The sequence below is a fragment of the Gordonia aquimaris genome, assembly GCF_026262595.1.
Taxonomy (GTDB): Bacteria; Actinomycetota; Actinomycetes; order Mycobacteriales; family Mycobacteriaceae; genus Gordonia; species Gordonia tangerina.
Genome location: NZ_JAPKFM010000011.1, coordinates 81,568 through 93,645, shown reverse-complemented (window position 1 = coordinate 93,645; position 12,078 = coordinate 81,568). Strand labels below are relative to the sequence as shown.

General features: G+C 67.0%; 7 protein-coding genes, 1 tRNA gene and 1 pseudogene. 8 read left to right on the top strand and 1 reads right to left on the bottom strand.

The window, feature by feature from the left end; genetic code table 11:
• Positions 1-120: 120 nt before the first annotated feature.
• A pseudogene (locus tag OSB52_RS12325) lies at positions 121-1,566 on the top strand (cytochrome P450).
• 275 nt (positions 1,567-1,841) lie between these two features.
• Here OSB52_RS12325 and OSB52_RS12320 read toward each other — a convergent pair.
• Positions 1,842-1,927: transfer RNA gene (locus tag OSB52_RS12320), tRNA-Leu, on the bottom strand.
• Between the two features lie 440 nt (positions 1,928-2,367).
• Here OSB52_RS12320 and OSB52_RS12315 point away from each other — a divergent pair.
• From OSB52_RS12315 to pknB, 7 genes are all read left to right on the top strand, one after another.
• Positions 2,368-3,606, top strand: coding sequence for an FHA domain-containing protein (locus tag OSB52_RS12315; RefSeq protein ID WP_266061916.1), 1,239 nt, complete (start codon positions 2,368-2,370; stop codon positions 3,604-3,606).
• 179 nt (positions 3,607-3,785) lie between these two features.
• Positions 3,786-4,253 (top strand): FHA domain-containing protein FhaB/FipA, encoded by a 468-nt coding sequence (locus OSB52_RS12310; protein WP_235721503.1) that lies wholly within the window; start codon positions 3,786-3,788, stop codon positions 4,251-4,253.
• Positions 4,250-5,713: a PP2C family protein-serine/threonine phosphatase gene (locus OSB52_RS12305; RefSeq protein WP_235721502.1), complete on the top strand. Its 1,464-nt coding sequence runs from the start codon at positions 4,250-4,252 to the stop codon at positions 5,711-5,713. Before OSB52_RS12310 ends, OSB52_RS12305 begins: the two co-directional genes overlap by 4 nt.
• On the top strand, positions 5,714-7,144 hold the full coding sequence (locus tag OSB52_RS12300) for an FtsW/RodA/SpoVE family cell cycle protein (RefSeq protein ID WP_235721501.1): 1,431 nt from the start codon (positions 5,714-5,716) through the stop codon (positions 7,142-7,144).
• The gene (locus OSB52_RS12295; protein ID WP_235721500.1) at positions 7,141-8,646 is read left to right on the top strand and encodes a penicillin-binding transpeptidase domain-containing protein; all 1,506 of its coding nucleotides are present in this window, start codon (positions 7,141-7,143) and stop codon (positions 8,644-8,646) included. Before OSB52_RS12300 ends, OSB52_RS12295 begins: the two co-directional genes overlap by 4 nt.
• On the top strand, positions 8,646-10,034 hold the full coding sequence (locus OSB52_RS12290; protein ID WP_235721499.1) for a protein kinase domain-containing protein: 1,389 nt from the start codon (positions 8,646-8,648) through the stop codon (positions 10,032-10,034). Before OSB52_RS12295 ends, OSB52_RS12290 begins: the two co-directional genes overlap by 1 nt.
• A gap of 104 nt (positions 10,035-10,138) precedes the next feature.
• Positions 10,139-12,067: a Stk1 family PASTA domain-containing Ser/Thr kinase gene (gene pknB, locus OSB52_RS12285; protein ID WP_266061911.1), complete on the top strand. Its 1,929-nt coding sequence runs from the start codon at positions 10,139-10,141 to the stop codon at positions 12,065-12,067.
• Positions 12,068-12,078: the final 11 nt, after the last annotated feature.

Sequence of the window (12,078 nt, the reverse complement as noted above, 5' to 3'; positions counted from 1 at the left end):
ATCAATTGTCGGCTGTGGCGAGTTCGCTCAAAAGGATGAATTCACGGACAGTTCCGATCACTACGATTATTCGGAATTGTCGGGTTCCGGGAGATTGCTCTATCACGCGGTCTCGCGCGAGTGAAGATCGTGACGGCACGGTACGGCGCAGTTCGCGGCTCTCTGGGACACTGTGCTGTCGTGACGCCACAGCCGCTGAGCGAACTGCCACACCCTGCCGGCCGCATCCCCGTCCTCGGCGACGTGACCTCGGTCGATCGCCACAAGCCCACCCAGCACGAGACCGAATTGACCCGCGAACTGGGACCGATCTTTCAACGCCTGCTGCTGGGTGAGCGGCTGATCGTGGTCGGCGGCGCGAAACTCGCCAATCAGACCCTCGACGAACGGAACTGGGGCCGAGCACTCGTCGGGCCTCTGGCCAAACTCCGGGAAGTGGCCGGAGCCGGCCTGTTCACGGCGAAGACGAAGGACCCGCTGTGGGGTCAGGCCCGGCGCATCCTCACACCGGGTTTCTCCCAGACTGCGATGCGGACCTATCACGATGCGATGGCCAGCGTCGCAGCCGACCTGTCGGCCCAATGGCAGAAGGAACCTACGGTCGATGTGCATCAGGACATGACCGCCGCCACTCTCGAAGTGATCGGCCGAGCCGGGTTCTCCCAACGGATGGGCTTGCTGGGCGACACCGGTCAAGCGGTGACCGAGACCGAGGAGTTCCTCGAGGCGCTCGGCCGTGCACTCACCTGGGCGAGCGAGTCGACCAACGATCTACCCATCATCGGCCCGATCCGGGAGATGCTCAGTGCCCCCGGCCGCCACCGCGACGTGGCGACCGCCCGCCGATACGTGGAAACCATCATCGAGGACAGGCAGCGCGCGGGCGACATCGACACCACCGACCTGCTCGGGCTCATGCTGAGCACTCCCGACCCGAAGACCGGTGCCAGCCTGCCGCTGGACAACGTGCGCGATCAGGTGCTGACCTTCCTCGCCGCCGGCCACGAAACCACGGCGGCCCTGATGGAGGTCGCACTGTACGAACTCGCCGCGAACCCGGACGTGGCCGACGACCTCGCTGCCACCGAACTGGCCGGCGGCCCCGAGTTCAGCTACGACGAGGTCGTCAAACTCCGCCGCGTTAAGGCTTTCATCAACGAATGCCTCCGCCTGTGGCCACCGGCGCCGGGGTTCTTCCGGGTCGCGCGGACCGACCAGGACCTGGGTGGCTACCAGATACCCGCCGGCCGGGGCGTGTTCGTCCTATCCCTTGCCGCGCAACGGGACCCGGAGATGTGAGGCGACGACGCCGACACCTTCCGAGCCGACCGGTTCGTCGGCGAGCGGCTCACCGCCAGCTCGGACAAGTACTTCGCGCCATGGGGAACCGGCCCGCGCTCGTGTATCGGCCGCCAATTCGCGTTGCACGAGACGACGTTGCTCATCGCTGCGCTCATCTCGCGGTTCCGGCTGCACCTGGCGGACCCCGCCACGCAACTGTCCATGCGTGAACGAGCCACGCTGCGACCCGAGCCGTTCACCATCGTCGCGACGCGGCGGCGGTGACGGGAAGTACGCGGTTTGACCTGGCTTCTGTTCGGCCGCGTGCAACGTTGGCGTCGAAGCGTAAGCGCTGCAGTTCTTCTCGGGCAATGTGCCGGGGCGGATTCTGCTGTTCGAGTCGTTCACCCGACGCACGAGCAGCGCTTGGGAGCACGCTTGTCACGTTCGGCGGTCTGGTCCGCCCTTTGGCCGTCTCGGACCGGTGGGGCACAGGCAAGGACAAAGCCGCAGTCCCAACGAACTGCGGCTTCGTATTCTTACTTGCGGTTTCCCGCTCATGGTGGGCGAAGGGGGACTTGAACCCCCACGTCCCGAAGGACACTGGCACCTGAAGCCAGCGCGTCTGCCATTCCGCCACTCGCCCGTGGCTGTCTGCGTGAGACCCGAGAACGATAGCAAGGGGTACGGGGCGGAAGCAAAACGCGTCGCGTGAGGACCCAGCCGACGGAAACCAGCGCCCAGTCGACGGGGCGCCCTTCGTATCACTCGCAGGCTCACTCGTCGGGCCGGCGCGTACCCACTCAACGGAAAACAGCGCCCAGTCGACGGGAAATGGCGCCCACTCGACGGGGTTTGTGGACGTGCATGTATCTGTTCGTGATCGGAAATACACCCGTATGCGCTGGTCAGCGACGGTGTGGCAGGTAGGGTGAACACCACGACGTCGCTGTTGCTGATGTTGCGAACGTTGCTGCATTGACGTCAACCCAGGCTAAATGGTCAGAATCGGTATCATCTATCAAGGCCATACGCACGGCGACACGCCACGACCGTGTGCAGCAAGCCGCGAAGGGAGGGTCGCCGGTGGGTATTTTGCAGCGTATCGAACGCAAGCTGGAGGGCGCGGTCGACGACAGCTTCGCGCGTGTCTTCGGCGGTCAGGTCGCACCGCAGGAGATCGAGAACGGACTACAGCGCGAGGCGCAGGAGGGTCTGCGCGATCTCGGTGACGGCGCGATCCTGGCCCCCAACAGCTATCGATTGCAGTTCAGTTCCACCGACTTCAAGCACGTGGCGGCCGAGTACGAACTGAACCGCAAGACCTTCTCCAAGCACCTCGAGAACTTCATCTCCGACAACGGCTGGCAAACCTACGGCCGGGTCGTCGTAGAGTTCGACGAGTCCCCGTCATTGCATACCGGTATCTTCCGTGCCCACGGATCGGTGAATCCGGATGCCCGACCCAGACCGATGTCGCCCGGCCGACAAGATCCACCCGCAGCGCAGGCACCGTCGGCGCCGCACGCACCCCAGGCAGAGCAGCACCCCGAAAGTGCACATCGACAAGTAGGAGCCCCACAGATGACCAACAACCCCGGATATGACCAGCGCAGGGGGACCGACCCGGCGTATGACCAGGGTGGCCAGCAGGGTGGCTACGACTACCAGCAGGCCGGCGGCTATCCCCAGGGCTACGGCCAGCAAGGCTACGCCGACCAGGGATACGCACAGCAGGGCTACGGACAGCCCGGATATGACCAGGGCTATCAGCAGGGCTACGACCCGGCCTACGCCCAGCAGGGCGGCTACGACCAGGCCTACGCCGACCAGAACTACGGTCAGGGCTATGCCGACCAGGCCTACGCCCAGCCCGGCTACGAGCAGGGCTACCAGCAGGGTGGTTACGACCAGGGTGGCTACCAGCAGGCCTACGACTACCAGCCGGGTGACTACCAGCAGCAGGGCTACGGTCAGCCCGCCTACGGCTACGGCCAGGGCGGTTACGACCAGGGCTACGGCCGGCCGGGATACGCGCCCGCGGCGATCACCCTGCTTCTCGAGGACGGCAGCAACCGCACCTTCCAGCTGCGGGAGGGCTCCAACATCATCGGCCGCGGCCAGGACGCCCAGTTCCGGCTGCCCGACACCGGCGTGTCGCGCCGGCATGTGGAGATCCGCTGGGACGGCTCCGTGGCGATGCTGACGGATCTGAACTCCACCAACGGCACCACCGTCAACGACCTGCAGGTCAGCAGCTGGGAACTCGCCGACGGTGACCGTATCCGCGTGGGCCACTCCGACATCACTGTCCGGTTCCAGTAGTCACCACGCATTCACCCGGTCGCTCACCAGGCGACCGGGCGTTGATACTGAACTGTCACATCTCAATGCAGGCGAAAACTCAGTCTGCCCATAAGATGCAGTCGGGTCCGTTTGTACGACCGGCGCCCGGGGTGGAACGCGTGGGCCGAGAAGTGATGGCGCTGGAGGTGAACACTTAGATGCAGGGCTTGGTGCTGCAGCTGACCCGAATCGGGTTCTTGCTGCTGCTCTGGCTGTTCGTGTACGCCGTCATCCGAACCCTGCGCGCCGACATCGCGTCTGCCGGCGGCAGCCGCTTGGCGCGCTATACGCGCGGCGACAAAAGGGATCGGTCGAGCGCGCGTACGGCCCGCGGCTCCGCGCGGTACCTGGTGGTGACCCAGGGCGCGCTGGCCAACACCCGGATCACGCTGGGCACCCAACCGGTGCTGCTCGGACGCGCCGACGACTCGACGCTGGTCCTCACCGACGACTACGCATCCGAACGGCACGCGCGGCTGTCGCGGCGCGGCGACGACTGGTACGTCGAAGACCTCGGCTCCACCAACGGCACCTACCTTGACCGCTCCAAGGTCACCACCGCGGTGCGGGTTCCGCTGAGCACGCCGATCAGGATCGGCAAGACCGTGATCGAGTTGCGCCCGTGACCCTGGTACTGCGCTACATCGCGCGAAGCGACCGTGGGCTGGTCCGCTCGAACAACGAGGACTCCGTGTACGCCGGTGCCCGGCTGCTGGCGCTCGCCGACGGCATGGGCGGTCACGCGGCCGGGGAGGTCGCCAGCCAGCTGGTGATCCAGGCGCTGCGCAGCCTCGACGACGACGAGCCCGGCGGCGATCTGCTGGCCCAGCTCGATCGCGCCACCCACAACGGCAACGCGGCCATCGCCGCCCAAGTGGAGCACTCCCCCGAACTCGAGGGCATGGGCACCACCCTCACCGCGATCCTGTTCGCGGGCAGCCGTATCGGCCTGTGCCACATCGGTGACTCCCGCGGCTACCTGTACCGCGACGACCAGCTCACCCAGATCACCCGCGACGACACGTTCGTGCAGACCCTCGTCGACGAGGGCCGCATCACCGCCGAACAGGCCCACACCCACCCGCAGCGTTCGCTGATCATGCGGGCGCTCACCGGTCAGGAGGTGGAGCCGACGCTGACCATCCGGGAAGCCCGCGCCGGCGACCGCTACCTGCTGTGCAGCGACGGCCTGTCCGACGTGGTGAGCGAGGAGACCCTCGCCGACACCCTCGGATCCATCACCGACTACAAGGAATGCGCCGACCGGCTCATCGAACTGGCGTTGCGTGGTGGCGGTCCCGACAATGTGACCGTCATCGTCGCCGACGTCGTCGACACCGAGTACGGCGATTCGCGACCCATCGTCGGCGGCGCCGCCGGTGGCGATGACGAGGGCTACACGCCCAACCCGGCAACCGCGGCCGGACGCGCAGCCGCCCTGCGGCCACCGGCCGAGAAACCGCAACGTCCCACCATCATGGCCGACGACGATCAGGCACCGCCGCACCGACCGTGGCGCCGTTGGGTGTTCGCCGGGACCGCGGTGGCCGTGATCGCACTCATCATTGTGGGTGCGTTCATCACCCGGGCGATGGTGCGCAACAGCTACTACGTGGGCGCCGAGAACAACGAGGTGGTGATCTTCCAGGGCTCGCCGGACAAGGTGCTGTTCCTCGACCTCAGTTCAGCCAACCAATCGGTGTGCGTAACCGGTCTCGACCAGGAACAGCCGCAGGTGGAGTTCGTCGAATACGACACCTCAGACACCTGCACGCCGCTGCAGACGTCGGATCTGGCCGAACTCGATCGCAACGCCGTCGAGGGCAAGTCGATCCGCAACATGCCGCTGTCCGACGCCGAGGACCGCGTCGAGGCGCTCAACTTCCTGCCGCTGTGCCCGGAACCGCTGCCCGAGCCCACCCCGACACCCGCGCCGGTGCCCGGTCAGCCGGCTCCTCGGCCCTCCCCGACACCCGCCACCCCACCGGCCCCATCGCCGGCGTCGTCCACGCCCGCCTCGACCACGTCGTCGTCGCTGGCACCCCAATACGACAATGACGGCAACAAGATCTGCCGGGGCCACTAGATGAGTCAACCGTCCGCGACCGTTCACGCTCCGCCGCGCCAACCTCCCGAACAGACCGGCCGCACCGCCGAGATGCTGCTGCTCGGGTTCGCCATCGGCCTGGTGACCGTGGCGCTGCTCATCGTGCAGTCCGCCCAGGAACAGAGCCTCACCTGGGATCTGGCGAAGTACGTCGCCGCCTACACGGTGCTCTTCGGCGTCGCGCACCTGGTGGTGCGGCGCTACGCCCCACACGCCGATCCGCTGCTGCTGCCGGTGGTCGCGGTGCTCAACGGCCTCGGGTTGGTGCTGATCCACCGAGTCGACCTGGGTACCGGACCGACCGGTGAATCCATCAACGACTCCGATGTCACCCACAATGCCGACCAACAACTGCTGTGGGCGGTCCTGGGCATCATCGCGTTCTCGGCGGTGCTGATCCTGGTGCGCGACCACCGCACCCTGTCGCGCTACGCCTACACGCTGGGCCTGGGCGGCCTTGTGCTGCTGATCATCCCGGCGATCCTGCCGTCGTCGATGTCGGAGATCAACGGGTCGAAGAACTGGATCATCCTGCCGTTCTTCTCGATTCAGCCCAGCGAGTTCGCGAAGATCCTGATCATCATCTTCACCGCGGCGTTCCTGGTGTCCAAGCGCGATCTGTTCACCACCGCGGGAAAGCACTTCCTCGGTATGGATTTCCCCCGCGCCCGCGATCTGGGACCGCTGCTGGCGGCGTGGTTCGTGTCGATCGCGGTGCTGGCCTATTCGTCGGATCTGGGTAGCTCGCTGCTGATCTTCTCCACCGTGCTGACGATGGTGTACGTGGCCACCGAGCGTGCCAGCTGGCTGGTGCTGGGCATCACGCTGTTCGTGATCGGCGCGTTGATCGCCTACCAGCTCTTCGGGCATCTGCAAGTGCGGGTGGAAGTGTGGCGGGATCCGTTCAGCGACTTCGACGGCTCCGGCTACCAGATCGGGCAGAGCCTGTTCGGTCTGGCCACCGGCGGCCTGTTCGGGACCGGACTCGGCTCGGGCCGGCCCAACATCGTGCCGTTCGCCAACACCGACTTCATCATCGCCACCGTCGGTGAGGAACTCGGACTCACCGGGCTCGCCGCGATCCTGATGCTGTACCTCATCTTCGTGATGCGCGGCCTGCGCACCGGTATCGCGGTGCGCGACAGCTTCGGCAAGCTGCTCGCGACCGGCCTGTCGTTCACCATCGCGGTGCAGATCTTCGTGGTGGTCGGCGGCGTCACCAAGCTGATCCCGCTGACCGGTCTGACCACCCCGTTCCTGTCCTATGGCGGGTCGTCGCTGCTGGCCAACTACATTCTGGTGGCGTTGCTCATCCGGATCTCCAACGCCGCCCGCGAACCCGACCCCACGCGTCGGCGCCCGCCACCCAAGAGCATCGACTCGCTGCCCACCCAGGCGGTGCGCCGATGAACAAACCGATCCAACGGGTGTCCATCGCGGTGATCGTGATGGTGGTGGCCCTGCTGGCCAATGCCACCTACGTGCAGGTGTTCAAGGCCGACGCGCTGCGGTCGGACCCGCGCAACAACCGAGTGCTGCTCGATGAGTACTCGCGGCAGCGCGGCGCGATCACCGCCGATGGAGGTTCGGTGGTCGCGGTGTCGGTGCCCACCGACAGCCGACTGAAGTTCTTGCGCACCTACCCGCCCAACGGCGCCGACGCGTTCGCGCCGGTGACCGGTTATTACTCGTTCCAGTACGGCAGTTCCGGGCTCGAGTTGTACGAGAACTCGATCCTCAACGGCAACGACGACCGGCTGTTCGGGCAGCGGTTCATGGACATGTTCTCCGGCCGCGACCCGCGCGGCGGCAACGTCGTCAGCACCGTGATGCCACGCCTGCAGCGGGTGGCCTACGACGGCCTGCGCAACGGCTGCCAGGGCGGCTGCCGTGGCGCGGTGGTGGCGTTGCAGCCCAACACCGGCAAGATCCTCGCGATGGCGTCGTCGCCGAGCTACGACCCCAACAAGCTGGCCAGCCACGACCAGGATGTGCGCGAACGCAGCTGGGCAGCATGGAACCAGCCCGGCGACATCAACAACCCGATGCTCAACCGCGCCGTCAACCAGCTCTACCCGCCGGGTTCGACGTTCAAGGTGATCACCAGTGCCGCCGCGTTGCGCGACGGGGTGACCCCCGATGTGCGGCTGACCGCGGCTCCCCAGATCACCCTGCCCGACACGGCGACGTCGCTGAGCAACTACGGCGGCCAGACGTGCCCCGGGTCGTCGGGCGGAACCGTGTCGCTCACGCAGGCATTCGAGTACTCCTGCAACACGGCATTCGTCGACCTGACGACGACCAAGATGAAGGATCCGATCACCGTGTTCACTGAGACGGCGAATCGTTTCGGCCTCGATGAGGAACAGCCCGACACCCCACTGCCGGTATCGGAGTCCACCGTCGGCGCGATTCCCGACCTGGCCGCGCTCGGCCAGGCGTCGATCGGGCAGCGCGACGTGCGGGTGACGCCGATGCAGATGGCGATGGTCGCCGCGACGGTCGCCAATGGCGGCGTCCGGATGCAGCCCTACCTGGTGGACAAGCTCCAGGCCGCCGATCTGCGTACTCTGCAGACGACACAACCGACCACGATCAACGAACCGATCAGCTCCGATCAGGCGGCGACGCTGACATCGATGATGATCGACTCCGAACGCAACACCGCCGGCGCCGGCGGTCCGGTGTCGATCGCATCGAAGACCGGTACGGCCGAGCACTCCGCGACCTCCGACGTGGAATCGGAGACGCCGTACTCCTGGTACATAGCCTTCGGGCCGTCGGCGAACGCACAGGTCGCGGTGGCGGTTGTGGTGGAGAACGGTGACCTCGGTCCCGCCTCCACCGGCGGCGCGGTGGCCGCGCCGATCGGACGAGCTGTGATCAACGCGCTGGTGGGAGGTGCAAGCTGATGACATTGCAGAGCGGCACCACCATCGCCGACCGCTACCGGCTGATGCGTCTCATCGCCACCGGTGGCATGGGCCAGGTCTGGGAGGCTCTCGACGCCCGGCTCAATCGGCGGGTGGCGGTGAAGGTACTCAAGGCCGAGTACACCCACGACCCGGAGTTCACCGCACGATTTCGGACAGAGGCACAGACCACCGCCAAGCTGAACCACCCGGGCATCGCCAACGTCTTCGACTACGGCGAGACACCCGATCGCGGCGGCGGTGAACCGCTGGCGTACCTGGTGATGGAGCTGGTCGACGGCGAACCACTCAACTCGGTGATCTCGCGGATGGGCCGCTTGTCGCTGAACAACACCCTGGACATGCTCGAGCAGACCGGTCGGGCGTTGCAGGCCGCGCACACGCAGAATCTGGTACACCGCGACGTCAAGCCCGGGAACATCCTCATCACCCCGACCGGGCAGGTGAAGATCACCGACTTCGGTATCGCCAAGGCCGTCGATTCGGCGCCGGTCACCCAGACGGGCATGGTGATGGGCACCGCCCAGTACATCTCGCCCGAGCAGGCCACCGGCGACGAAGCGACCGCCGCGTCGGACGTCTACTCGCTCGGTGTGGTCGGCTACGAGGCGCTGACCGGCCGCCGACCGTTCCTCGGTGACGGCGCGATCACCGTCGCCATGAAACACATCCGCGAGACGCCGCCGCCGCTGCCCAACGCGGTACCGGCCAATGTGCGCGAGCTGATCGACACCACGATGGCCAAGGACCCGAGGCAGCGGTATGCCAACGGTGGCGAGTTCGCCGACGCGGTGGCCGCGGTACGTGCCGGGCATCGTCCGCCGCGACCGGGTGCCATCGCCGGTGCTGCGGCGGCCGGAGCGGCCGGTGGGGCCGCCGCTGCGGCGGCCATGCGGCCGTCGGCGACCCGCGCGATGACCGGGTCGTCGACGCAACCGGCGACGGCGCGGACCTCGAGCCGCCCGCCCAGTCGACCGATGCCACCGGCCGACGACAACAGTTGGACGACCGGGCAGAAGGTGCTCGCCGGGGTGGCCGGCGCGTTGCTGGTCGCCGCGCTGGTGTTGATCGGCTATTGGCTGTTGAACATGAACTCGTCGTCGCCGGGGGTGCCCGCGACGTCGTCGACGACCACGGTGACCGAGACCACCACGGCGGTCCCGGAGACCACCGAAGAGCAGGTGGAGCCCGAACCGACCACCACGACACGTGAGCGGCCCACCACAACAGCCGAGACCACCACCGAGGAGACCACCACCGAGCCACCTCCCGCGCCGGACACCGCAGACACCACGGACCCGGGCGCGCCGACCGCAGAGAACCCGGTGTTCCCGACCTTCACGATCCCCGGCCTGTCGGGTCGATGAGGTGACGATAATGGTTGGGGTGTCGATGGGGATGGCAGCACACGAGCGGGTACCGCTCGGCCGCGGCCGGACTGTGAGCTGCGAAAGATGGTGAGCGCAAAGTGATGTCGACGCCGCACCATCTGTCTGATCGGTACGAACTCGGCGAGACGCTCGGGTTCGGTGGCATGTCGGAGGTGCATTTCGCGCGGGATCTCCGTTTGCATCGCGATGTCGCGATCAAAGTGCTGCGCGCCGACCTGGCACGTGATCCCACGTTCTATCTGCGGTTCCGACGTGAGGCGCAGAACGCGGCGAAACTGAACCATCCGACGATCGTGCAGGTCTTCGACACCGGTGAGGCCGAGACCGAAGACGGTCCGCTGCCGTTCATCGTGATGGAGTACGTTGACGGCGACACGCTGCGCGACGTGCTGCGGTCCAACGGGCCGGTCTCGCCCCGCCAGGCGATGACGTGGATGGCCGATGTGGCCGCGGCGATGGATTTCTCGCACCGCAACGGCATCGTGCACCGCGACATGAAGCCGGCGAACGTGATGATCGACAAGGCCGGCGCGGTGAAGGTGATGGACTTCGGCATCGCCCGGGCGATGAGCGACACCACCTCGACGATGACGCAGACGTCGGCGGTGATGGGCACCGCGCAGTACCTGTCCCCCGAACAGGCCCGCGGCATCAAGGTCGATCCGCGCAGCGACATCTACTCGATGGGCTGCGTGCTGTTCGAACTGCTCACCGGCGAACCTCCGTTCACCGGTGACTCCCCGGTCGCCGTCGCCCACCAGCACGTACACGAGGACCCGGCGTGGCCGTCGTCGATTCGCGAGGAGATCCCGCCGGCACTCGACTCGGTGGTGCTCAAGGCGATGAGCAAGAACCCGGCGAACCGGTATCAGTCGGCCGCCGACCTGCGATCGGATCTGATCAAGGTGCTCGCCGGGGGTCGGCCGTCGGCGCCGATGCTGATGTCGGATGCCGACCGCACCGAGTTCATCGACAGTACCGCGCGACGGTCCCTGACCGACTCCGGACCCCGTCGTGCGGTCAGCGGAGGCTCGCATCGCCGTGAGGACGACACCGGCGACGTCGATCCGCCGGTGCGACGACGGCGCCTCGGGCTGATCGTCGGGACGGCGGTGGCCGCGGTGATCGCACTGGTGGCCGGTCTGCTGCTGTGGTCACCGTGGGGTTCGGACACCGCCGCCCAGATCCCGGTGCCCGCGGTGGTCGGCAAGACGTCGGCGGAGGCCCGCGACAGTCTCGAGGCCGCCGGGTTCACCGTTCAAGAACTCGAAGAGCCGAGCCTGGAGGTGGCGGCCGGTTCGGCAACCCGATCCACGCCCGCAGAGAACGTGCTGGCCGCCGAGGGCTCCGAGATCACCCTCTACATCTCGACCGGTCCGCAGCGTCACCAGATGCCCGACCTGCGTGGACAGACCCCCGACGAGGCGACCGAAGCCTTGCGGGTGCTCGGATTCTCCAACGTCAGGACCGACCGGGTGGATTCGACCGGCGAACTGAAAGACAAGGTCGTCGGCACCACCCCGCCGGTGGGGGCCGAGGCGCCCGTCAACGGCGCGGTCGTGGTGCACGTGGGTAACGGTCCCAAGGAGATCACCGTGCCCGATGTGACCGGGCAAACCGAAGACGAAGCGCGCACCGTGCTCGAACAGGTCGGTCTGCAGGTGGTCAGTGTGGCCGGCGATTCCGAGCTCCCGGCCGGGCAGGTGGTGAGCAGTTCGCCGTCGGCCGGTGAGACGGTGGAGCAGGGCACGACCGTGCAGATCGTGGTGTCGCGCGGCAATATGTTCGTGATGCCCAACCTGCGCGGTCAGACCCTACAGCAGGTCCGCGCCAGCCTGGCCGACGCCGGTTGGGGGGACGGGACGCTGAACCGGACCGATCGCAATGTGCCCATCACCAGCCCCGACAACGACAAGGTGCTCAGCCAGACCCCCGCTCCCGGCTCGCGGGTGCGCAAGGGCGGCTCAGTTTCGGTGGTGATCGGTCAGGCGAGTCTGCTGCCGGGCTGAGCCGCAGCGGA